The following is a 23009-nucleotide window of genomic DNA, read 5'->3' as shown; positions in this document are numbered from 1 at the left end:
GCCGGCTCTATGGAGTCGGCACCTTTTAGCCTCACATAAGGAATTCACGATGAATGCGGCAATGACTCAAAAACCACACGGACCGCTAGCTGGGATCAAAGTGATTGATTTAAGCCGTGTGCTCGCAGGGCCTTACTGCACGGGCATGATGGCAGACTTGGGCGCAGAAGTGATCAAAATCGAAGTGCCTGATCATGGTGATGATAGCCGTCATCTTGGTCCTTTTATTGACGGTGAAAGTGTTTATTACGGGCTGATCAATCGCGGAAAACGCAGCATTGAGTTAGATCTTAAAGACGATGGCGATCGTCAGATTTTATTTCAATTGATCAAAGAGAGTGATGTGGTGGTGGAAAACTTCCGCCCCGGCGTCACCAAGCGTCTTGGGATCGATTTCGACAGCGTTAAACAGCTTAATCCCAACATTATCTACGCCAGCATTTCAGGATTTGGGCAAAACAGCCCCCTTGCGAGCTACCCAGCTTATGACATTGTGGCACAGGCTATGTCTGGGTTGATGAGCGTGACAGGTTCCCCTGAGTCGGGTCCTACGCGCAGCGGTGAATCCATCGGGGATGTCTGTGCGGGCGTATTTGCCTCATGGGCGATTAGCAGCGCACTGTTTGCTCGCGAACGTCATGGTGAAGGTGCGCAATATTTGGATGTTGCCATGGTGGATGTGCTGCTCAGTATGCAGCTTACTGGACTATCTAATTTATTTGCCAATGGCAAGGCGCCAAGTTTAGTGGGTAATCGCCATCCTGTTTCAACGCCATTTGATACTTACCAAGCAAAAGATGGTTTGGTGGTGATTGCGATTGCCAGTGAAAAACTGTTCCAACGTTTCTGTGAATGTATGGGGAAACCGGAGTTATCCCAAGATGCGCGTTACTTGAGCGATCCAGTTCGTACGATCAATCAAGCGGCGCTACGTCAAGAAATTGAAAGCTGGACAGGAACAAAGCGTGTCGAGGAAGTGTGTGACTTATTGCTGAATGCCGGGGTTCCAGCCTCACCGATTCACAATTTACAGCAAGCAACGCAAAGCGAGCATGCCGAAGTTCGTCAGGTATTAACCCACTTAAATGATGGCGGTACCCCTCTGATTTCTCAGCCGGTTTTCTTTAATGGTGTGAAACCGAAAGTCACCCAAAGAGCCCCTGCTCTTGGGGAAGGCAATGAACGCTATAAATCGGCAGCTACTACCATAACCACAACAATAAAAAGCGCGGAGACGATGCAATGAGTTTTGATATTAATGAAACCGAATACGCCATTGTAGAGGCCGTTGAAAAAGTGTGTCGCGATATTCTGCAAGCGAACGCTCAACGTTATGACGAAGAAGAAATTTTCTGTGCGGAAAGCTTAACCGCACTGGGTGAAATGGGCTGCTGGGGAATCAACTTACCGGAGCAATACGGTGGTTTTGGCATTGGCAGTATTGCCATGAGCATGATTGTTGAAGCAGTGGCGGCTGCCTGCGCCTCGACATCATCCGCATTGACCGCCCATTTCTTAGCGACTGATTCTATCCTGATTGGCGGAACAGAAGAGCAAAAAAATTATTGGTTACCAAAAGCCGCAAGCGGTGAATTACTGGGTGCGTTTGGATTAACAGAGCCCGCCGCAGGTTCAAACCCCGCGGATATGCGCACGACAGCAACCCGTGAAAATGGCGGTTGGCGCATTCGCGGTAACAAACACTATATTACCAATGCCAAAGAAGCGGATTTTATTGTGCTGTACGCCAAAACAGATGTTGAAGCAGGTGCTCGTGGCATTAGCGCGTTTATGATCCCGAAAGGAACAGAAGGCGTGGCATTTTCTCACCCAGAAAAAACCATGGGGCTGCGTGGTAGCACTATCTATGAATTAGCACTCAACTGCTGGTTACCTGAATCGGCATTGCTGGGAGAAGAGGGCAAAGGGTTCCATACGGCGATGGAAGTGCTGGATAAAGGTCGTGTGGAAGTGGCGGCAACGTCATTGGGGATCGCTCGTGCAGCCATGGAAAGCACATTAGGCTGGGTGAAAGAGCGTCAAATTGGTAAGAAGCCGCTGGCGGCCTATCAAGGGACTCAATGGAAAATCGCCGATATGCATACACAGCTGGAAGCGGCACGAATGCTGACATGGAACGCGGCGGAGCTGCGAGATTCTGGGCAGCGCTTTAGTTTGCAATCTGCCACCGCAAAACTATTTGCGGCGGAATGCGCAGGTTTTGTGACGGATGCCGCGCTGCAACTGCATGGGGGGTATGGTTATATTCGCGATCTACCCCTAGAGCGCTATGTACGAGATGCTCGTATTTTGCGTATCTTTGAAGGGACGTCAGAAATTCAAAAAATCATTATTTCGCGCGCCGTTCTCGACGCTTAATTTTGATGAGTTCGACCCGATAGGTAAGACAGGACTTATCGGGGTTTTTCCAGCTATGAGTATCTAAGCAATAACAGGAGCACTATCCTGACAACAGGATCATGGACTTAAAAACACAACAACAATCAGGTTTAAGAATGTATTTCAATTATTAATGACGGGTAGATAAAACAATAACATACCTGCATCACGTCAAATGTCTGTGCTCACAACATAGAGAATTCATTGCTGACGACTAATTGGTCCATTCTTTAAGCCAGCCTTGCTTAAAGAGGAATTACCATGACAGTTTCCAACGATATCATCGGGCAAAAGCAGTCTCGCCAAGATAATGTTCCGCTTATCGAAGCACGTTCCATTGACTATATTCCTGAATCTGAGCGACACGGGACGTTGTCGAGCCAATTCACGCTGTGGTTTGGGGCTAACTTGCAAATCACCGCAATCGTCACCGGTGCCCTAGCGGTTGTGTTGGGGGGGGATGTATTTTGGTCGTTGATTGGCTTGTTTATCGGTCAATTATTGGGGGGCGCGGTTATGGCGCTCCATGCAGTACAAGGTCCGAAGCTGGGTCTGCCGCAAATGATCTCCAGCCGCGTGCAATTTGGGGTTTATGGTGCCGTCATCCCGATTTTATTGGTCTGTATGATGTACGTCGGATTTTCTGCTAGTGGGACAGTATTAGCTGGGCAGGCGGTGGGGCAATTACTGAACGTCAGTGATTGGATGGGGATCGTGATTTTCGGGATTGTGATCATCGGTATCACTATCTGCGGTTACCGCATCATCCATATTCTCGGTAAAGTGGCGAGTGTCGTTGGCGTTATCGCCTTCTTCTATCTATTCTTCCGTCTGTTCTATATGAATGATGTTTCGGTGTTATTAGAGAATCGTCATTTCAGCTGGACGAATTTCCTATTAGCTATGTCGCTGTCGGCTTCTTGGCAGATTGCATTTGGTCCTTATGTGGCGGATTACTCCCGTTATTTACCGACCAAAACTCCAACCATCAAAGCATTTTTAGCCGTAGGTTCAGGGACAGTGATTGGGACTCAAGCCTCGATGATCCTAGGGGTGTTTGCGGCAGCGCTTGCTGGCAATCAATTTGCGGGTCATGAAGTTTCCTACATTGTTGGTTTAGGCAGCACGGGCTTAATTGCAGCGCTGCTGTATATCAGTATTTTCTTTGGCAAAGTGACGATTACGGCTTTGAATGCTTACGGTAGCTTTATGTCGATGGCAGCGATTTGGTGTGGTTTCCGTGGTAAGCATCAGATTTCCCGTGGTCAGCGTCTGTTCTTTATTATCCTTATGGTGAGCTTTTCGACGGCGTTAGGTCTGGCAGGGCAACATTCATTCTTAAAACTGTTCTCGGCTTTCTTGCTGTTTTTATTAGCGTTCTTTACGCCATGGAGTGCGATTAACTTAGTGGATTACTACTGGGTGACGAAAGGTCGCTACGATGTCCCGCAATTATCCAATCCGAATGGCCGTTATGGTCGCTGGAACAAAGTGGGGATCATCACCTATGTGGTTGGCGTATTGATCCAAATGCCATTTATTGCCACAGGTTTCTACACCGGACCTCTGGTTGATAGCTTGGGCGGCGTGGATATTTCGTGGATCGTCGGTTTAGTTGCCACCAGTATCATCTACTATGTCGCGGTAAAAATTTGGCCAATGTCAGTGGCGCCAAGCCTGATATTGCCAGAAACCAAATAAGGTTTATTTCTTAGGTAACATATTAATTTTCCAACGATAAAAATAGTCAGTGATGGCGTCCTAGCAGTGAAAATATTCACTGCTATGGGCTCCCTCAACTCAAAAATAGCCGTAACAAAGTACGCGATAGGAGTAGTTATGAAAATTTTAGTCGCAGTAAAACGGGTGATTGACCATAACGTTAAAGTTCGGGTTAAAGCCGATGGCTCGGGAGTGGAGCTGACGAATGTCAAAATGGCGATGAACCCCTTTGATGAGATTGCGGTAGAAGAGGCGGTACGTTTAAAAGAAGCAGGCAAAGTCACTGAAGTGGTGGCGGTCTCCATCGGTGAAGCCACGGCGCAAGATACGCTGCGTAGTACGATGGCAATTGGGGCTGACCGAGCCATTTTGATTCAAAAACCCACCGAGATGGCACTAGAGCCGCTGGATATTGCCCGCCTTTTACAGCAGGTGGTGAGTCAGGAGCAACCGGATTTAATTTTACTCGGCAAGCAAGCCATTGATGATGATTGCAACCAAACTGGGCAGATGCTTGCGGCACTATTGGGTTGTGCGCAAGCCACCTTTGCTTCGCACATTATAGTCGAGGGGGAGAAGCTGCAAGTCACTCGCGAAATCGATGGAGGCTTAGAAACCTTATCTATGGGATTGCCTGCGATTGTGACCACAGACTTGCGCTTAAATGAGCCTCGCTATGCCACATTACCTAACATCATGAAGGCAAAGAAAAAACCATTAGACATCATCGATATTTCTACACTGAATTTTAGCCCATTAGGGCAAGTAAAAATCGTCAACGTGACTGAGCCGAAAAAGCGTTCTGGGCAGTGCACCATGTTGAATGATGCCGCCACGTTAGTGACTGAACTGCAAGCTAAAGAAGTGATTTAACAGGGAGCCTGAACATGAGCCAATTATCCGTTTTAGTCGTTGTTGAGCACGATAACCAAACCATTAAATCTTCAACCTATAACAGCATAACGGCGGCACGCGAAATCATTGCACAGGGCGGAAGCCTGCATGTGCTGGTGGCGGGAAGCCAAGTGGCTGCGGTAGCACAATCCGCGGCATCCATTCTCGGCGTCGAAAAGGTCATAACCATCGATGCAGAACCGCTCAAAAATGTGCTGGCAGAATCAATGACAAGCGCGGTGGTTGCCGTGGCGCAGGGCTATAGCCACATTATCTTCCCAGCGACCACATTTGGTAAAAATATTGCCCCTCGCGTCGCTGCCACGCTGGGTGTTTCTCAGATATCGGATATTATCCAAGTGGTAGATGCACAAACATTTGTTCGCCCAATTTATGCTGGAAATGCATTGGCAACGGTGCAAAACAATGGCAATCAAGTGGTGATCACCGTACGTAGCTCGGCATTTTCAGGGACGACTGCGACTCAATCACCGGTGGTGATAGAACCCGTTTCTGTTACGCAGTTAACTCAACTTTCGGAGCTGACTAGCCAGTCATTAACCCAGATGAGCCGTGCGGAATTAAGCTCTGCCAAAGTGGTGATTTCGGGGGGACGCGGTTTAAGTTCCGGTGAGAATTTTGCTTTACTGGAAACCATTGCCGACAAACTAGGGGCTGCGGTGGGGGCTTCACGTGCGGCAGTGGATGCGGGGTATGTGCCAAATGATTATCAAGTAGGACAAACGGGCAAGATCGTCGCGCCAGATCTGTATATTGCGGTTGGAATCTCGGGTGCTATTCAACATATTGCGGGCATGAAAGAGAGCAAAGTGATCGTCGCAATTAACAGCGATCCTGAAGCACCTATTTTCCAAGTGGCTGACTACGGCATTGTGGGGGATCTGTTTGAGATCTTACCTGAATTCGATAAAGCGCTGGCGTAGGAGAGAGCAAAATGACTATCGACAATAGTGCGAATATTTCGACGTCTTGTGCGCGAGAATCCATGGAGTTTGATGTCCTGATTGTCGGTGGTGGGCCCGCAGGATTATCGGCGGCAATTCGCATTAAACAACTCTCGTTACAAACAGACCGGGAGCTCAGCGTTTGCTTAATTGATAAAGGCGCCGAAGTCGGGGCGCATATTTTATCGGGGGCAGTGATCGACCCCCGAGGACTGAATGAGTTATTACCCGACTGGCAGCAAACCGTTTCTGCTTCGCTCACCTCCGTCAGTGAAGATCGTTTTTTATGGCTCAAAGAAAATAAAACCAGCAAGTTGCCATTATCTTTGTTACCTACTTGCCTGAAAAACCAAGGTAATGTGATTGGTAGCCTTGGGCAAGTCAGCGCAGCACTTGCAGCGGAAGCGGAGCAACTCGGTGTCGATATTTTCCCAGGGTTTGCGGCTACCGAAATCCTTTTTGATGATGCAGGACAGGTTATTGGCGTCACCACTGGCGACATGGGGCTAGACAAACAGGGCAACCCAACGGCTTTGTATCAAGCAGGTATGAATCTGTTAGCCAAAATGACTTTCTTTGCGGAAGGATGCCGAGGGCAACTGGGTAAACAGTTAATTGCCCGCTTCGATTTAGCGGCAAACCGCGGTAAACAGACTTATGGACTGGGTCTCAAAGAAATTTGGCAAATTCCCAAAGAGCAACATCAAGCGGGGCTAGTGGTACATTCAATCGGTTGGCCGCTGGATAACCAAACCTATGGGGGCGGATTTGCTTACCACTATGGAGAAAACTTGGTCGCGGTGGGGCTGGTGGTAGGGCTAAATTATGAGAATCCTTATTTATCCCCATTCGATGAATTCCAGCGCTTGAAAACCCATCCTGCCTTCAGTGCTTTTTTGCAAGGGGGGGAGCGCGTGAGTTATGGGGCGCGTACCATGGTGGCGGGGGGCTTACCCGCATTACCAGAGTTAAGCTTCCCTGGCGGTGCATTAATTGGGGATGATGCGGGCTTTTTGAATGCAGCACGTATTAAAGGCAGCCACTGTGCGGTGAAAAGCGGCATGTTAGCGGCAGAGGCTTTATTTGAATCGTTCGCCGAAGATGTCGTCGATTATGTGGAATTTACCCGTCAATTTCAGCAAAAATTCGAACAAAGCTGGTTGTATGACGAGCTTTATCAGACCCGTAATTTCAAGCCGTATATGAAAAAAGGATTAGTTATGGGGTCGTTGATGTTCGGAGCAGAGCAATGGTTATTAAAGGGGCGTAGCCCTTGGACACTGAAGCTCAAACTGGATGACCACCAAGGGCTTAAACCTGCCAGTGAATTTCAGCCGATCCACTACCCAAAACCGGATGGCAAGTTGTCATTTGATAAACCTTCATCGGTGTTTTTATCCAATACAAACCATGCGGAAGAGCAGCCTTGTCACTTACGTTTAAAAGATAATGAAATTCCTATTCGCGTGAATTTATCCACTTATGCTTCACCGGAAACGCGATATTGCCCTGCGGGGGTGTACGAAATAGTGAGTGAGCAGATGCAGGAGAAACTGCAAATAAATGCACAGAACTGCCTGCATTGCAAAGCGTGTGATATTAAAGATCCTCTGCAAAATATTACGTGGACAGCACCTCAAGGGGGAGAAGGACCTATTTATCAAGGTATGTAGTTTATTGTGACGATATCGTTTGTTGTGATGTTGATGTGTTGATACCTGACGTAATGTCTGTGATGTGGAGATTATCGAACGGTATTTTAGTTGTTTATCAGTCGTTTTGGGGCCAGAGTGCCCCATTTTTTATGCTTGTTATATTTTATGACGGCTTAGCGCTGAAGATTAATTCTCAATGCGGGAATGTAATTTCAATTTATAGCGTGAGCCTGCGCTGATCATATTGACGTAGCTGATCAACGTGTTACCCGTCCATGTGCGGCGACTTAGCTGCAAACAAGGAGCATGTTCTTTGATGGATAAAGCCTGAGCGATAGGCTTATTGGCTAAAATTGCTTCAATGGTGTGCTCCATTTCACTAACAGGGAAATGGCGCTGTAAATAGCCGCTTGGGGTTTCACTATTGCCAAAATGCTGCTGAACAAATTCAGGGGCAATCCCATGATTTACATAGCGTTCTTCTAGCATCAGCGGAATGTCATTTTCAAAATGTAGCATTTTGCAGTAGCCAATATCGCTGCCTTCTGTGACACCAAGTTGTAGGGCAATTTCTGCGGTGGCAGGGATGATTTTTAGCTGTAACTGGTGACCAGCATATTTATTCCCACTAACTGAAATTTCATCAAAAATATCAAAGGCTTTAGTGACGGGAAGCTCATGCTTTTGAGTGGCGACAAAAGTCCCTTTTCCTGCAATCCGATTTAAGATGCCTTTTTGACTGAGTTCAGAAATCGCTTTATTTACCGTCATACGGCTAACATTAAACTGGGCACATAACTCAAGTTCAGTGGGGATCTGAGTTTCAGGTTTGAAAATCCCTAAATCAATACTCCGCAGAATGTAAGATTGAATTTGCTTGTAGGCCGGTTTTGATGTCATCGCGTTTATTCAAATTTGTGGTTAACGGTAGGGATAAAATAACGGTTTCTTGGGATGTAATGTATTCAAAATAACTCATCTGTGCCAGTCTAGCAGTAATTATTTCCTTTACTAGAGCCTGGTTGCATTTTAAGAGTAAAACAGGCATTTATCAGCTTTTAACTGATATAGCTTTGAATCTGTAATTATCTGAATTGTTCTATTATAGGGTAAGTTTAACTAGGGCAATATACCTTTATTTATTATCATAATGTTAAATTAACTATAACAAATAGGCATCATTGATGGGTGTTCAATATTTTCACGTTAAGCTAATTCAGTGCGATTATAAACAGGTTTCACCTGAGGGCATGGTGAGGCTAATAACTTCGGATAAGGTGTTTTTTTTCAATGCTGAAGATTTTGAAAACAGCCAAATATTTTTGGAACGATTGAATAAAGACGATACGTTGATTATTTCTGCTGAACAACTGAATGATGGGAGCTATTGGCTTAATTGGGTGTATCACCCAGAACATGGACGTTTGGAACCCGATAGAAACCTTAAATTCGACAAAGGGTTAGTAAAGCAATACCTGCTATCATTTGGACTTGCTGCACTTTTTATCCCCGCATTTTTTTGCGTGTTTAATGATGAAGAGAGTACATGGTTAATTGTTTTAGGGTCATTATTAGGCATGGCAGCTTTTGTGGGGGGCGTTCTGCTGTCGATGTGTATTTCACAAACCTTCACTATTTTTAGCCGAAAACGAAAAACCATCTTACGCGCATTAGATTTAGTCATAGCGGGCAAGTTTCAGGTAATTTCTGGCGAAAATCTGATTCAGATTGAGGGAATTAAAAACCCGAAACCCAAACCGCTCAAAATAGATTCTCGAAAGCAAAAGCCTATCCCTGAAACCTCATTACAGGTGACAAAAGGCAAAGTAAATATTAAGAGTATCAAGACGATTGAATATTATTATCGCGGGGGAACATACACCCGCAATGAAATAGAGCTTCAAGTGAATAAAAGCCATTTGAACCTCAAGTTAGATGGCTCAAAACCTTTCTTTAATAACCACAGCTTTTTTCTCGCTCAAGGGGATGAGGTAGAAGTCTATCACTCCAAAGTTGAAGATGGTTTTCCCGAGAGCGTCGTATTTGGCCTATATAACCACCAAGATAATTTAGCTTATACGCTGTCTGCTCGAGGTATGGCGCAAGAACGTGGCCTGTATCTGGCGTTGTGGGGGATCACGGGCATTATCTTGGCGCTATTCTTGGCGATTTTTGGCGCGACAGCAATTAGCGATGTTGTCGACAGGGGAAATCACTGGGATTATTGGGATTGGCTGTATTTACTCGATAATGACCTGATATTCATTGGTTTTGCCAGCTCGATAACCCTGGGTATATGTTTCTTAATTGCCCTTGGTATGGCGGCGTATTATCGGTTTTCGAAACGGGGTAATGGCTATTACCAAACCCAAGCTGTCCTGAGCGCATTACGACGCCAACAAGGTAAAGATACTTATGTCATGGAGGTTCGTTAATGAATCCATTTCTAAGTTGGCGTTTTCTGGTGACGGGTGCCGTTTTCTTGGTGTGTTTAGGATCAACACTGATACTGGTATTTGGTGGAAATGATACGTCATGGCAGTGGAAAGAGAACAGCCAAGAGAGCAATGCTTATATTGCGGATTATGATTACGCCAAAACGTATCCTGCGAAAGACGGCACACTGATTATTGCGCAGAAAAATGGTCGTTCATCCTACTATTACAACCGGTCAGATTTGTTCTCGCCTGAACAGGAAGATAGTTATCAGGTGTTATTTGCCAATAAAGATGGCGTGCGTTTTATCACGCAATTTAGCGACAGTTTTTATAACGCGGTGTGTGAAGAGTCTCAGTGCCTTTTAATGGTGCGCGATGGGTATCGAATTGTGAACTTAGCGGGTAATTCGATTACGCCTCTAACGCCTTGGAAAGATGGGTATGGTGAATACATTTATGCGGCAATTACCGGGAAAATGTACCAAAGTGGTCAGGGGGAACCTTATGTCCTGATCGACAACCAAAAGATCTTCACCAGCGCGGATAAAGGGCTTACGTGGCAATATTTAATGGATCCTCGCGAGCTTGTGAAGCGTTTTTATCCTGAAGAAATTGCGGATAATTCGACATTTTCTTATGCGGTTCATGATGGCAATGTGATTGTGTGGTACAGCTACGGTAACGAAATGGGGTCTCTTGAAGTGGTGGTGAACATCGTACAGAAAAACGTGGTGAGCCATCGATGGTTGCCTATACGTATTAATGAGGCGGTTCAGAATCAGAATGGGGATATTTATTTGGCGGCTCAGGAGCCTTCCCGCCGATTGTTTTCCCTTTATCAGTATCAAGGTGGCAATTTTAAGCTGATCAAAGAAGCGGGTTATAACCATCTGCAAGATATGGTTATCTGGGGTGATGGCTTGCTGGTGATGGAATCAGCGAGAAGCGGACAGAAATGTTTGATCCTTGATTTTGCCAGCAATCAATTGCACCGCCGTTCAGAGTTAGAGTGGTATCAAAAATTATATATTCCTGAATTACGTGGATTCATCGAATTATCAAGTAATTACACTGACTCACCAGAGTTAACCGCGGGCGAGAAGGTGCATTATCGTCTCGCGTATTAATTTCAAAGTATTAGTTTCAAAATAGAATAGGGGCGATATGCCCCTATTTGCTAACTACTCGGTTATCTATGGGCGTTTTCGTGGTAGTAAAATCACGGCTGTTGCTGCTATCACTGCCACTACCGAAAAGGCGATAAAGTTCCAGCTGGTCGCTATCCCCAAACTGGCGATATACGCGCCAAACATAGGCCCTGTCATCGCACCAATTCGAGAGAAACTTAATGCCCAGCCGGTCGCTGAAGCGCGGGCTTTTGATGGGTAATAATTGGCGATGTAGCCTGTTAAAATCAGCGCTGCGGAAATACTGCCGACCCCAGCAAATGCTACAAGTAAATAGTTAATATAGATATTTTGTTTGAAAACCATGCAGCCAATGCCTATTGCGCCGAGCAAGAAGAAAAAGGCAACCGAACCGCGAACGCCGCGTTTATCTGCAATTTTTCCTAAAAATAAGCCCCCCAATGCGGATGCTAAGCTAAATACCACAAGGAAAGTTAGGCTGGAACCTAAGTTATAGCCTTCTTTGCGCATAATCGACGGTAGCCACGTATTTAAGCCATACACCAGCAACATGCCGCAAAATAGCGCTATCCAGAAACATGCGGTTGCGCGCAAATGTGTCCACGCAAAAACTACGGAGACTATCTCTTTTAAACGTTGAGGTTGCTGTTTTTGCTGTGCGGGTGGTGCTTGATATTCAACCTCTAATTTCTGCGCCAGAGATTGTGCTTCGGTGTGGCGCCCTTTGTGGGTCAGAAATTCAAGGGATTCAGGCAAGATGCGTGCCATTGGCCAAATTAACAAAAGCGGTAATGCGCCAAAGCCAATCACACTGCGCCATCCAAATTGTTCTAGCAACCACATGGCGACCAGTGCTGCGCTGAGGATCCCCAATGAGTAACCGGAATACATAATGCCATAGTTAAAAGAACGTTTTTCAGCAGGAGAATATTCGATGGTTAACGCAGCTGCGACGGGAATAACACCCCCGAGTCCAATGCCACCAATAAAACGCATTAGCCCAAACATCCAAGGTGTTGGGGCAAGGGCAGCGGCAAGCATCGTCAATGAAAAGAGTGTGACGCAGGCTAAAAGCATACGGCGGCGTCCGTAAAGTTCACTCAGCGTACCGATAATAAATGCCCCAAAAAACATTCCGACTAAAGCGTAGCTACTGAGAGCGCCAAGTTCTAAAGGGGTGAGGTTCCACTGTTTATATTCTGCGAGAGTGGGAAGAACAGCGCCCATCACGCCAACATCATAGCCTTCAAATAGAATGCTCATCCAGCAGATAAATAACACTTTCGAGGTGGTTTTTGTGGTGCCAAAAGATTTAATCGCGACTGTCTCTGTTGTCATACATCACTCTCTTATGGGGTGCTTTGTTGGGTTGAATGCAGAGTTGCAGGTATTTTTATTATTTAAATTGCCGCTTATACACTCATCTTTTCTGCAATAAATAACAATTGAAAGTGTTAATTAAAAGTTAAAATTATGCACTAAGTGGATAGAGTTAGCAGTAAATATGAAATAGTGATGACGCCTGGGAATTTATCCACAAAATAAAACTCTAATGTGGTATTGCAGTTGTGTTATTACTCAAAAAAAGGCGTTATATGAACTTAAAAGCAGTGTGTCTCGTAGGGTTTGCGATCGCAGCATTGCCAATGTTGGCGTCAGCAGAATCAACTTCAGCATTAAAATCCCCAGAAAAGAATGTGTTATGCGATAAATATGTGTGCGTTAGCGCCAAAGAGGGCGTTTCTGTTGCGCTAACGAAAAAATACCTAGGTGATAAACGAGCGAAAGCGATTGAGCAAGGTGGCGATTTTGATAAAACAGCCGTGACGTTTGCCAATGGAATTTTCTGCGATATTAACGAGCAAAAATGCTATGTGGACCGTTACTTTGAAGCGGATGGTAAGCGAAGCGCAGAGTCCAAAGAATACACTCAAAAACTGTTTGGAAAACAATAGTTATATTTAGATTGTTAAAATCCTTACTAAAAGTAAAGCCTTTGTATAAGGCTTTACTTAATTAAAATAAATTCAACTTTAAATGACTTTTTAACGTTAAAAAATTAAGTTTAAGATTACTATCTATTATTTAATTATAAAATAACCTCAATTTATTAACGTTTATTTAATAGTGATTAAAATAAATAATATTGTGACCATAGTCATAGTGCGGAGTAGGATTTAAAGCTTTTTGTGATGCGGATACAAATAATAGACAATTGCTATTATATTTATCTAAGAATTGTTATATACCATACTCAAGGTTGTACTAATTCCTTGCTAATGGGAGCCATAGTATGTTTCTTCTAAGTGAGTTGTTAATGTCGAGGCGCTTCTTCTATTTGAAGAAATGGTTCAATATTGATATTTCTTTAGCCTTTTTCTTTCCGCACAAATAACCTTTCTTTTTTCTCTCTCTTAAGATCTATTCGCTTATTTTTATAATTTCGAATTTCTGTTTTTATTATTTAATGAAAAATTAAAGGTATTATCATGGCTAAAAGAATCGTAGAACCGTTCCGTATTAAAATGGTAGAAAATATCCGTATTCCATCAAGAGAAGAACGCGAAGCGGCATTAAAAGAGGCGGGTTATAACCCATTCTTGTTACCGAGTAGTGCTGTATATATTGACCTGTTAACGGACTCTGGTACTAACGCAATGAGCGACCACCAATGGGCAGCGATGATCACAGGTGATGAAGCGTACGCGGGTTCTCGTAACTATTATGATTTAAAAGATAAAGTTAAAGAGATGTTTGACTACGACTATGTTATTCCTGCTCACCAAGGTCGTGGTGCTGAGAACATGTTATTCCCTGTTTTACTGAAAGTGAAACAAGAACAAGGCGGCGCGAAAAAGCCGGTATTTATTTCTAACTTCCACTTTGATACTACTGCTGCTCACGTTGAATTAAATGGCTGTAAAGCGATTAACATTGTTACCGAAAAAGCCTATGACTCAGAAACTTATGATGATTGGAAAGGTAATTTCGATATTCAAAAATTAAAAGATAATATTGCAAAACATGGTGCTGAAAACGTGGTAGCAATTGTTTCTACCATTACCTGTAACAGTGCGGGTGGTCAGCCAGTTGCGATGGATAACTTGAAAGAAGTTTATGAAATCGCAAAACAGCATAATATCTTTGTGGTAATGGACTCAGCACGTTTCTGTGAAAACGCATATTTCATCAAAGAGCGTGATCCAAAATATAAAAATTCCACAATTAAAGAAATCATTCTGGATATGTATAAATATGCTGATGCGCTCACTATGTCAGCGAAAAAAGACCCACTGTTAAACATTGGTGGTCTGGTCTGTATTAAGAATGACGAGAAAATCTTTACGTTGGCAAGACAGCGCTGCGTACCAATGGAAGGCTTCGTGACCTACGGTGGTTTAGCGGGTCGTGATATGGCGGCAATGGTACAAGGCTTAGAAGAAGGGGCTGGGGAAGATTACCTGCATTATCGTATCGGTCAAGTGAAATATCTGGGTGACCGTTTACGTGAAGGCGGTATTCCAATTCAGTATCCTACTGGTGGACACGCTGTATTCGTGGACTGTAAAAAACTGGTTCCACAGATCCCAGGTGACCAATTCCCTGCGCAAGCTGTGATTAACGCGCTGTATTTAGAGTCAGGTGTTCGTGCTGTTGAAATTGGTTCATTCCTATTAGGTCGTGATCCTGAAACGGGCAAACAAAAACATGCTGATATGGAATTCATGCGTTTAACTATCGCACGACGTGTTTATACCAACGACCATATGGATTACATTGCAGATGCTCTGATTGGCTTGAAAGATAAATTCGCAACGCTGAAAGGTTTAGATTTCGAATATGAGCCACCAGTATTAAGACACTTCACTGCAAGATTAAAACCTATCAAATAATAGGTAGTTCTGTAATAGGCAGCTCTGCGGGTTCCCGTGCAATGCGGGAACCTTATCCCTTATTTTTAAGGTGACCAACATGAACAATTCGGCAGCCAAGAAAGAACCCTCCATAATGGTAGGGGGTTTTGTGCTAGGCGGAGCCATGATCGGGGCAGGTATGTTTAGCTTGCCAACAATTATGGCTGGGGCTTGGTTTATTAACTCGATTGTAATATTACTGATTGTTTGTTTCTTTATGTTTCACTCAGGGATATATATTTTAGAATGTATATCCAAATATGGAGCCGGCACTAACTATTTTTATATCTCTAAAGAATTATTACCTAAATGGGCCTGCTATATTGCCAATGCAGCATTAATATTTGTTTTATATATATTGATATATGCTTATATTTCTGCAGCCGGATCCGTTATCAAAGAAGCGTCGGCAATATATGGATTTGATGTTAACTTAAGAGTGATATTTGTTGTCTTCACTTTACTGTTGGGCGCAAGTATTTGGTGGAGTGGTATTGCTGCAAGTCGATTAACATCATTATTTTTATTTATTAAAATTGTTTTATTTATTCTCGCTTTTTCAGGGTTATTCTTAATTGTAAAAACTGATTTATTATTAACATCTCCAGTGGGAGATAGTCAGTTATCTTTACTACCATTTGTCTTTATTATTATTCCTTATGCCATTACTTCGTTTGGTTATCACGGTAACGTCTGTAGTTTGTATAAGCTGTATCATGAAAATGAACGTAAAGTGGTTAAAAGTTGTGTGATTGGTTGTGTACTGGCTTTAATACTCTATTTCCTTTGGATATTAGGCACCATGGGAAATTTACCTCGAACAGAATTCCTCACCATAATTAATAAAGGCGGAAACCTCGATGCGTTTATTGAGTCACTGTATGCAGTATTAAGTAGCCCACATATTGCGACGTTCTTATTATGGTTCTCGATTAGTGCTGTATTTTGTTCATTCTTAGGGGTTGCGATTGGTTTATTCGACTACATTCTGGCGTCACTAAACTTTAATGATAACTCTTCAGGCAGAATGAAAGCAGCACTGTTATGTTTTATACCTCCTCTAGTTTTATGCATGTTATTCCCAAATGGCTTCTTAATTGCGATTGCTTATGCGGGGATGGCGGCGTGTATCTGGGCAATTATTTGCCCGGCAGTCATGGCATTAAAAGTGAGAGAGCGTTTCCCTAACTCGACCTTTAAAGTGTGGGGAGGCAAAGGGCTAATCTATGCAGTTATAGCCTTTGGTGTTGTTGGTATTATTTGTCAGTTGTTAGCGCAGTTTAATGTATTACCGATATACCGTTAATTTTTCAAATTAAGATGCAGTAATCACTGCCAAAGGTACAGCGAGGGTTTGCTGTACCTTTTTTATGGAAAACTAATAACGAGCAAATACGGATTGGCTACCATCCTTTTTAAAACTCATCACTGAATAGGCTTGTTTAAATCCGCTTGGTTGCTCCATTCCTAAACTGCCTGCAGGCATGCCTCCGACAGCAATACCCGCAACGTCATCGGGTAGTGTATTGATTTTCGCTAAGCTATCGAGAGGAACGTGACCAACAACCAGCTTGCCATTAATTTTGGCGGTATGGCAGCTGCGTAATGAGTTAGGTAAATTGGCTTCTTGATTGATTTTATCGATCTCTTGATAGGTGACATCGTGAATTTTTACGTCATAACCTGCGGCTTTTACTGCTTCACCCCAAAGATGGCAGCAACCGCAACTTTCTTCTTTGTACAGGTCAACAACTTGGCTTGCTGCAACAGAGGAAAATGACGCCGCAAATAGTGCAGTGAATAACAATTTTTTCATATCAGTATTACTCCAAAAATAAGACATTGTTATTTAAATAAAAAATAAGGGTGCGAAATTTAAGCAGGTTTGTATTTCTCTTATTTGAATTCTTATGGAACCCCTGAACCATAAAGCTTCCCGTAGGGGGAAGCTCAAGAGCTAAAACAGATTTTTGCTTATATTTACAGAACCTGATGATGGCGTTTTCTTACAGAAACAGAGCAATACTTTGGGAGGTCAATCACAAACTGGAAGATAGGGTAATTGTATAAAAATAGAACTTACATGGATAAGAAACAGGCATTATGTCTCTAAAATCAATCATTAAGCCAATTTTTAATCGGATTATTTTGAGCTTTTTTTGATGTCTAAAAGTTAGAAAGCAATTGAAAATAATTAAATTTTTCTCTTTTACCGCCGATAAATTAAACAAAGATCATTTTATTTTATCAAAAGAGAAATTCCATGCAGAAACTTCGAAATTATTCAATACGTGCTGTGATGCTCGTACTACTTGGCATTTTATGCCTAAACCTTGGGGGCATAAGCCTGTATAGCGGTTGGTCCTTATCGCGCATTTCTGATGGTATCCATGTTGACCGACAACTGGTGAAACAGATGACGGTACTCAGTCAGGGCAATGACCAATATTTTCGTTTTGTCACTCGCTTAACCCGTGTGATGGAAACCAAAAATGAGGGCAAAGAAGGGGATTACGCCTTAGTCAAAGACGCGCTTGTGAACATGGAGCGTTATCTTGAGGAGATGAAGTCAATTTCCCCAGGCCCGATGGATAAAGCCATTTCCGATCAAGTGATTAATAGCTGGCAAGCGCTGCTAGATGAAGGCGTGAAACCACAATTAGCCATTTCCATGGGGGATGATAAGGCGGCTTATTTGGCACATGCCCATAATGTCACGCCAGCATTGAGCCGTACATTCGGCGCGGCTATCACCCAGTTTAACCAAACTGCGGATGTGATGATTGAGCACACGCGAGAAGCAGTTGATGAACATATGAATATGACGCGGATAGTGATTATTATTGCGACCATTTTTGGTTTGCTGATTTTGATCTTCACTGACCGCTATCTCGCTAAGATGATGCAACGACCGCTGGAGCTGATACGTCAATACTTCGATAAGATTGCGAAAGGGGATTTAAGCCAGCCAATCGAGCCATTTGGTCGTAACTGTGTGGGTAAACTTTTTCCTTTGTTAGAAGAGATGCAGAACAGTTTACGTGATGCGGTGTTGACGATCCGCAATGGTAGCGAAAGTATTTATCGTGGTGCGACAGAAATATCTAACGGCAATAGTGACCTTTCCTCACGAACGGAAGAGCAAGCCGCAGCGTTGGAAGAAACCGCAGCGAGTATGGAGCAAATTACAGCTGCAGTACAACTGAATGTGGAAAATACCCATCAAGCTAACCAATTAGCCGCTGAGGCCTTTGTAGTGGCTAATCAAGGGGATGCGATTGTTGATTCCGTGGTGAGCACGATGGATGAGATCTCCCAGAGCGCCAAAAAAATCTCTGACATCATCAGCATGATGAATGACATCAGCTTCCAGACCAATATTTTGGCACTGAATGCCTCCATTGAAGCGGCGCGAGCAGGGGTTCATGGTCGTGGATTTATGGTGGTTGCAGCCGAAGTTCGTAAGCTTGCTAGCCACAGTGCCGATGCGGCAATGGAAATTGAAAAGCTGATTGCGGAATCAAGTTCGTGTGTGGAAAAAGGCACGCATTTAGTTCATGAAATGGGCTCGACAATGAGCAATATTCTGCAAGGGATCAACGAGGTGACGGCGATTATGAAACAAATCACGACAGCTTCGGAGGAGCAGAGTAAAGGTATCGCACAGGTGGGGGTTGCCATCACTCAAATGGACAGTGTGACACAGCAAAATGCGTCTTTAGTTGAGCAAGTGGCAACAGCAGCAAGTTCATTAGAACATCAAACTGAAGAGCTGCAGGAATCAGTCAGTAAATTTCAGTTAACAAATAATGAGCGTAATTTTACCGAAGTGACGGTTGCCTAATATTGGCAACCATTGCATCGGTTTGAGAAGCCAAAACTCAGTATGAATTTGCGTTTGTACTGGGTTTTTTTATTTATAGAGGAGTTTTACATGATTAAGCCAACTCTCCGCTTTCTTCCCTGCTAAATACCGCTCAGAGGCGGTTGTTATTACGTAACCCAGTCGACTGTAGCTGTCTTTCAAGGTTGTTACATGTATTGGCGTGGGAACAAAATTAAACAGTAGAGGGGTACTTAATTGAGGATTGGCATGAAACCCGATAATTGTTCCTGGTTTCTCTGAGGTTAGAAAACGAATCGACGTATACTGTTTATTGGCGCAGAGTTTCGGGGTGTACGCCATGTCTTTGACGTGCAAAGAAAGGTAGCACTCAACTAAATCAAACCCTGTTGATTGATAGCAAAGGGTATCAATCATCCCCCGGCAACGCGGGGGTTAATTTCAATGAGTTTTATTTCACTGTGACTAAGCTTGAATTCAACGTGAGCAACGGTGTGGGATAAGCCGATTTGAGTGAGCCACGCTATGATCGTTTTTGTGATGTTTTCGATATCAAGAGTGTCATCGGGAAAGTCATGACCAATTTCGACAGCATATTGCCCTGATGTGGTGTATTTTTTGGTGACACCGAGTATTGTCCACTCGTTATCTTTAGAGTCCCAGTAAGCTTCTGCACTGTATTCATCCCCTTCAATGAACTCTTCAACAAGATAATGAGGGGAGAGCTGATATCCTCGACGGTTAACCCGAAATTCAGATAACGCCTGCACAGCAGTGAGTGCATCTTCCTCTGAATAACATATTGTTACTTGGTTGCTACCACTGTCATCGCAGGGTTTTATCACTACAGGGAACTGCATATTGTTCAGGTCAAACTTGTCATGGATATTGCCAACTTTGTAGCGACAATTGGCATTATGTTGGTGTAAATACTGCCGAGTCAGATGCTTGTAACGACAGGCTGTTAGGGCAATTAAACTTGGCGAAGGTAAATTGAAGGCGTGGGATGCTGCGGCAGCATTGATTAATCGATAGTCATCGAAAGCGACGATACCGTACAGGTTATAGTCCAGGGCATGGCTTAAAATCGCTGCCATGGAGTCTGTATTTAGTTCCACAACTTCATCAATATAGAGCATTGGGTTATCAGCCAGTTGAGCATAATAATGACGTTCTTTGGTGAATAAAACCGTGTGATAACCTCTCTCTTTTGCCAATTTGATGGCGCTGACGCCAGTACCGGAGATATTACATTCGAGAAATAGGATGGTTTTCATCAGTGCTCCTTAAATGGATAAAATATTCAGCGGTGAATAGAACAATGAGGATTAAAAGTAGGCTAGTAGGGATATAGGTGTGCATTTGAGTGTGATTAGCAATAATACCAATATAAGCACCAAGGGACTCAGCTAATCCCCAACAGAATATACAAATAGATAACGAGAGTTTTTTACGGGTGAACGGGCATTTTTCAATCGCTAAACTGTTGTTATAGGGACTCCAAATTAATTCGCTAAAGGTAAATAGGATTATCAGCAAATAAAGTGTGATTAATGCGCTGAAGTTTAAAAATAAAAGCAGGCTCGCAATCAGAAGAAGGCTGAATTTGTAGATAATAGATTGATGGGATTTTTTCTGTTTATCAATATATTGGGTCACTTTGATTTGCAAAAAAATGATCATAAAGGCATTCAAAGCGAATAGATAAGAAACCGTAATATAGTCTCTAGCATTTTGATAATTTAGCTCAAATAAGTAAGCCAAATTGCGGAATACAAGCCCCAGCATAAAGAAAGGAATGGCGCTATAACAGAGAAAAATCCCCCATTCTAAAAAGCTGGCAGAGGCTTTCGTTTGTTGGCTTTGTGGTGGTTGAGTATGTTTTGTATTCGTTAAGGTTAATGAGTACAGGGCAGCAATGAACATAATGGCGGCAGGAAGAAAGATCACTCCGGAATAAAAACTATGATAAAACCATTCGCCCACAGCACCACCGACTGCCGACGAAATATTCACAATGACATTTAAGATTGAAAAACTTTTCACTCTTTCTGAGTGATTGTTATTTTCAGCAATAAATAAACTGGTACTGACATTCGCAATAGAAAACCCCGCACCAATCAATGCGGCAGATAACAGAATTGGGTAAAAATTTGAAATGAAATAGAGTGAAATAATAGATGTTGAGGAAATTAGATAGCTTAAAAATAGCGTTTTTTTATAATTAAGAAAATCAATAATAAAGTGGGTGAAGAGAGAAAAGGCACGGCTAATGAAAAGGAAGACAAAAATAATAATTGCGGTTTCACTCTCACTGATATTTTTATAGTGAATAAGATAGAGGGAGAAAAAAGGTAGAAAACTGTAAAAAGAGGTACCCGATAAAAATCGAGTGGTCATAATTTTATTTATCATATTGTATGCTTTCTATTTTTTTTAATAATAGCTCAAGTTGGTAGAGCATTGTCTCTGAAATATTGCTGCTAGTGACAAAACGCACAATATCAGCTGTCCAAGCGGTGGCTAACACCCCATGGCTTTTTAACTTTTGAACAACGTGCTCAGCATCTGGCACTTTTATCATAACGATATTAGTTTCGACTGGATAAGCGAGTTGAAAATAACGTGAAAGAATAGACGCGAGATGAACTGCATTTTGGTGATCGGTGTGTAACCGAGAGTCATAATGTTCCAGCTTATTTAAGGCAATAGCTGCCAGTAATCCTGATTGATGTAGCGCTCCACCATACCATTTTCGGTATCGTTTAGCGTTTTCTATATGATGCTGACTTCCTACTAACACTGAACCAAATGGCGCTCCAATGCCTTTTGATAGGCAGATATTGAGAAGATCGATATCTTTGGTATATTCTTGCGGAGGAATATTAAGGGAGATGCAGCTATTTAATACTCGGGCACCATCTAAAAACAGAGACATGTTTTTTTCAATACATAGCTGCTTGAGTTTCTTGATTTCTGCTAATGGGAATACGATTCCACCGTAGGTACTGATGCTACTTTCTATCGCAATGATTTTGGGAGTAGAGTATAAATTTGACCAACGAGCTTTATGATTAATTGCTTGAATAACATCTTGTTCAGTTAAAATACCACTTTGTGTTTTAACATTATTAATAATTAAGCCGTTTAATGCTGAGGTTTGGGATGATTCAAAAAAACAAATGTGGTAGTCGACTTCAGTAATGACTTCATCACCTATAGTGGATAAAACTTTTAAACCAATCTGATTGCTCATTGTGCCTGATGGCATAAATAGCGCATTTTCTTTATTAAATAATTCTGAGATATAGGATTCTAGTTTTTTGACATAAATATCTTCATTATAACAATCATCGCTAATATAATTAAAATTGATATTATTTAGGTCCTCTTTATTTATCCTTGTTAGCGTATCACTTCTTAAATCGATAGTTACCATTTAAGTCCTTTTAGTTTTCATTGATGAGAACAAGAAGATTTTTGAATTTATAAACCTAGATAGAAAATGGCAAGATATAAAAATGAGGATTTTATTAATTGTGATAATGCTCATGAATAAAGGCTAGGATTAAAACAAGATGAATTTATTTATAAAATATATGATTTGCGAATTAGAAAGAAGGGTGATTATTAAAAATAGGGGGATCGTGTTCAGATCGACAGGGACAAAAAAAGCCCTTTCTAAAATCAGAAAGGGCTTCTAAAAACACTGCATTAACCGACTAGGATTAGTTCATGCCGTATTTTTTCAGTTTCTTACGCAGAGTTCCGCGGTTGATACCCATCATCAGGGCTGCACGGGTCTGGTTTCCACGGGTATATTGCATAACCATGTCCAACAAAGGCTGTTCTACCTCAGCCAATACCAGCTCATATAAATCGTTAACATCTTGATTATTTAATTGAGCAAAATAGTTCTTCAGTGCTTGCTTAACTGAGTCACGTAACGGTTTTTGAGTTACTTGATCTTGTGAATTTACAGTAGCAACGGTTAGTACGTCAGAATTTACGCGTTGTTCGAACATAGTT

General features: G+C 42.7%; 19 protein-coding genes. 12 read left to right on the top strand and 7 right to left on the bottom strand.

Annotation, left to right across the window (positions count from 1 at the left end):
* Positions 1-49: 49 nt before the first annotated feature.
* The 6 genes from M5X66_RS15155 (at position 50) to M5X66_RS15130 (ending at position 7654) form a co-directional block, all read left to right on the top strand.
* Positions 50-1246 carry a CaiB/BaiF CoA transferase family protein gene (locus M5X66_RS15155; protein WP_036956026.1) on the top strand — a complete coding sequence of 399 codons (1197 nt, stop codon included), beginning with the start codon at positions 50-52 and terminating at the stop codon, positions 1244-1246.
* Positions 1243-2379, top strand: coding sequence for an acyl-CoA dehydrogenase family protein (locus M5X66_RS15150; RefSeq protein ID WP_036956029.1), 1137 nt, complete (start codon positions 1243-1245; stop codon positions 2377-2379). Before M5X66_RS15155 ends, M5X66_RS15150 begins: the two co-directional genes overlap by 4 nt.
* Positions 2380-2661: 282 nt before the next feature.
* The gene (locus tag M5X66_RS15145) at positions 2662-4101 is read left to right on the top strand and encodes a purine-cytosine permease family protein (RefSeq protein ID WP_036956031.1); all 1440 of its coding nucleotides are present in this window, start codon (positions 2662-2664) and stop codon (positions 4099-4101) included.
* 138 nt (positions 4102-4239) lie between these two features.
* Complete coding sequence (locus tag M5X66_RS15140; RefSeq protein WP_154637165.1) at positions 4240-4995, top strand: electron transfer flavoprotein subunit beta/FixA family protein; 756 nt, start codon at positions 4240-4242, stop codon at positions 4993-4995.
* A gap of 14 nt (positions 4996-5009) precedes the next feature.
* Complete coding sequence (locus M5X66_RS15135; RefSeq protein ID WP_154637164.1) at positions 5010-5960, top strand: electron transfer flavoprotein subunit alpha/FixB family protein; 951 nt, start codon at positions 5010-5012, stop codon at positions 5958-5960.
* 11 nt (positions 5961-5971) lie between these two features.
* Positions 5972-7654, top strand: coding sequence for an electron transfer flavoprotein-ubiquinone oxidoreductase (locus tag M5X66_RS15130; RefSeq protein WP_154637163.1), 1683 nt, complete (start codon positions 5972-5974; stop codon positions 7652-7654).
* A 168-nt stretch (positions 7655-7822) separates the two neighbouring features.
* Here the strand turns inward: M5X66_RS15130 and M5X66_RS15125 are convergent, their stop codons facing one another.
* Positions 7823-8536 (bottom strand): UTRA domain-containing protein, encoded by a 714-nt coding sequence (locus M5X66_RS15125; RefSeq protein ID WP_036956041.1) that lies wholly within the window; start codon positions 8534-8536, stop codon positions 7823-7825.
* A gap of 431 nt (positions 8537-8967) precedes the next feature.
* Here M5X66_RS15125 and M5X66_RS15120 point away from each other — a divergent pair, with 431 nt between their 5' ends.
* Positions 8968-10071, top strand: a complete 1104-nt coding sequence (locus M5X66_RS15120; protein ID WP_230082468.1) for a hypothetical protein — start codon at positions 8968-8970, stop codon at positions 10069-10071.
* Positions 10071-11201: a hypothetical protein gene (locus M5X66_RS15115; RefSeq protein ID WP_036956046.1), complete on the top strand. Its 1131-nt coding sequence runs from the start codon at positions 10071-10073 to the stop codon at positions 11199-11201. Before M5X66_RS15120 ends, M5X66_RS15115 begins: the two co-directional genes overlap by 1 nt.
* Positions 11202-11267: 66 nt before the next feature.
* Here M5X66_RS15115 and M5X66_RS15110 read toward each other — a convergent pair whose 3' ends face one another.
* Complete coding sequence (locus tag M5X66_RS15110; protein WP_036956049.1) at positions 11268-12560, bottom strand: MFS transporter; 1293 nt, start codon at positions 12558-12560, stop codon at positions 11268-11270.
* Positions 12561-12817: 257 nt separating this feature from the next.
* Here M5X66_RS15110 and M5X66_RS15105 point away from each other — a divergent pair, with 257 nt between their 5' ends.
* From M5X66_RS15105 to M5X66_RS15095, 3 genes are all read left to right on the top strand, one after another.
* Positions 12818-13177, top strand: a complete 360-nt coding sequence (locus M5X66_RS15105; protein WP_036956051.1) for a YcgJ family protein — start codon at positions 12818-12820, stop codon at positions 13175-13177.
* Between the two features lie 534 nt (positions 13178-13711).
* Positions 13712-15115: a tryptophanase gene (locus M5X66_RS15100; protein WP_036956054.1), complete on the top strand. Its 1404-nt coding sequence runs from the start codon at positions 13712-13714 to the stop codon at positions 15113-15115.
* 79 nt (positions 15116-15194) lie between these two features.
* On the top strand, positions 15195-16442 hold the full coding sequence (locus tag M5X66_RS15095; protein ID WP_036956056.1) for an aromatic amino acid transporter: 1248 nt from the start codon (positions 15195-15197) through the stop codon (positions 16440-16442).
* A 72-nt stretch (positions 16443-16514) separates the two neighbouring features.
* On the opposite strand, the gene M5X66_RS15090 is transcribed toward M5X66_RS15095, so the two are convergent.
* Positions 16515-16952, bottom strand: a complete 438-nt coding sequence (locus M5X66_RS15090) for a DUF411 domain-containing protein (RefSeq protein WP_036956058.1) — start codon at positions 16950-16952, stop codon at positions 16515-16517.
* Positions 16953-17399: 447 nt separating this feature from the next.
* Here M5X66_RS15090 and M5X66_RS15085 point away from each other — a divergent pair, with 447 nt between their 5' ends.
* Positions 17400-18980, top strand: coding sequence for a methyl-accepting chemotaxis protein (locus M5X66_RS15085; protein WP_036956060.1), 1581 nt, complete (start codon positions 17400-17402; stop codon positions 18978-18980).
* 413 nt (positions 18981-19393) lie between these two features.
* On the opposite strand, the gene M5X66_RS18775 is transcribed toward M5X66_RS15085, so the two are convergent.
* The 4 genes from M5X66_RS18775 to fis all read right to left on the bottom strand — a co-directional run bounded on the left by M5X66_RS18775 (position 19394) and on the right by fis (position 23005).
* Positions 19394-20257, bottom strand: a complete 864-nt coding sequence (locus M5X66_RS18775) for an ATP-grasp domain-containing protein (RefSeq protein ID WP_230082467.1) — start codon at positions 20255-20257, stop codon at positions 19394-19396.
* Positions 20229-21395, bottom strand: a complete 1167-nt coding sequence (locus tag M5X66_RS15075; protein WP_230082466.1) for an MFS transporter — start codon at positions 21393-21395, stop codon at positions 20229-20231. Before M5X66_RS15075 ends, M5X66_RS18775 begins: the two co-directional genes overlap by 29 nt.
* Positions 21385-22419 (bottom strand): threonine aldolase family protein, encoded by a 1035-nt coding sequence (locus tag M5X66_RS15070; RefSeq protein WP_154637161.1) that lies wholly within the window; start codon positions 22417-22419, stop codon positions 21385-21387. Before M5X66_RS15070 ends, M5X66_RS15075 begins: the two co-directional genes overlap by 11 nt.
* A gap of 289 nt (positions 22420-22708) precedes the next feature.
* Positions 22709-23005 carry a DNA-binding transcriptional regulator Fis gene (fis, locus tag M5X66_RS15065; RefSeq protein ID WP_004258438.1) on the bottom strand — a complete coding sequence of 99 codons (297 nt, stop codon included), beginning with the start codon at positions 23003-23005 and terminating at the stop codon, positions 22709-22711.
* Between the last annotated feature and the right edge of the window lie 4 nt (positions 23006-23009).

The sequence above is a fragment of the Providencia sp. PROV188 genome, from assembly GCF_027595165.1.
In the GTDB taxonomy this organism is placed as follows: Bacteria; Pseudomonadota; Gammaproteobacteria; order Enterobacterales; family Enterobacteriaceae; genus Providencia; species Providencia lanzhouensis.
This window is presented reverse-complemented; position numbering and strand designations above follow the sequence as displayed.

Bases quoted from the DNA above. Each gene is read 5' to 3' on its own strand.
- M5X66_RS15090 (WP_036956058.1), bottom strand. From the start codon at position 16,952: ATGAAAAAATTGTTATTCACTGCACTATTTGCGGCGTCATTTTCCTCT.
- M5X66_RS18775 (WP_230082467.1), bottom strand. From the start codon at position 20,257: ATGAAAACCATCCTATTTCTCGAATGTAATATCTCCGGTACTGGCGTC.
- M5X66_RS15100 (WP_036956054.1), top strand. From the start codon at position 13,712: ATGGCTAAAAGAATCGTAGAACCGTTCCGTATTAAAATGGTAGAAAAT.
- M5X66_RS15110 (WP_036956049.1), bottom strand. From the start codon at position 12,560: ATGACAACAGAGACAGTCGCGATTAAATCTTTTGGCACCACAAAAACC.
- M5X66_RS15155 (WP_036956026.1), top strand. From the start codon at position 50: ATGAATGCGGCAATGACTCAAAAACCACACGGACCGCTAGCTGGGATC.
- M5X66_RS15150 (WP_036956029.1), top strand. From the start codon at position 1,243: ATGAGTTTTGATATTAATGAAACCGAATACGCCATTGTAGAGGCCGTT.
- M5X66_RS15125 (WP_036956041.1), bottom strand. From the start codon at position 8,536: ATGACATCAAAACCGGCCTACAAGCAAATTCAATCTTACATTCTGCGG.
- M5X66_RS15095 (WP_036956056.1), top strand. From the start codon at position 15,195: ATGAACAATTCGGCAGCCAAGAAAGAACCCTCCATAATGGTAGGGGGT.
- M5X66_RS15140 (WP_154637165.1), top strand. From the start codon at position 4,240: ATGAAAATTTTAGTCGCAGTAAAACGGGTGATTGACCATAACGTTAAA.
- M5X66_RS15135 (WP_154637164.1), top strand. From the start codon at position 5,010: ATGAGCCAATTATCCGTTTTAGTCGTTGTTGAGCACGATAACCAAACC.
- M5X66_RS15105 (WP_036956051.1), top strand. From the start codon at position 12,818: ATGAACTTAAAAGCAGTGTGTCTCGTAGGGTTTGCGATCGCAGCATTG.
- M5X66_RS15085 (WP_036956060.1), top strand. From the start codon at position 17,400: ATGCAGAAACTTCGAAATTATTCAATACGTGCTGTGATGCTCGTACTA.
- M5X66_RS15070 (WP_154637161.1), bottom strand. From the start codon at position 22,419: ATGGTAACTATCGATTTAAGAAGTGATACGCTAACAAGGATAAATAAA.
- M5X66_RS15130 (WP_154637163.1), top strand. From the start codon at position 5,972: ATGACTATCGACAATAGTGCGAATATTTCGACGTCTTGTGCGCGAGAA.
- M5X66_RS15075 (WP_230082466.1), bottom strand. From the start codon at position 21,395: ATGATAAATAAAATTATGACCACTCGATTTTTATCGGGTACCTCTTTT.
- M5X66_RS15115 (WP_036956046.1), top strand. From the start codon at position 10,071: ATGAATCCATTTCTAAGTTGGCGTTTTCTGGTGACGGGTGCCGTTTTC.
- fis (WP_004258438.1), bottom strand. From the start codon at position 23,005: ATGTTCGAACAACGCGTAAATTCTGACGTACTAACCGTTGCTACTGTA.
- M5X66_RS15145 (WP_036956031.1), top strand. From the start codon at position 2,662: ATGACAGTTTCCAACGATATCATCGGGCAAAAGCAGTCTCGCCAAGAT.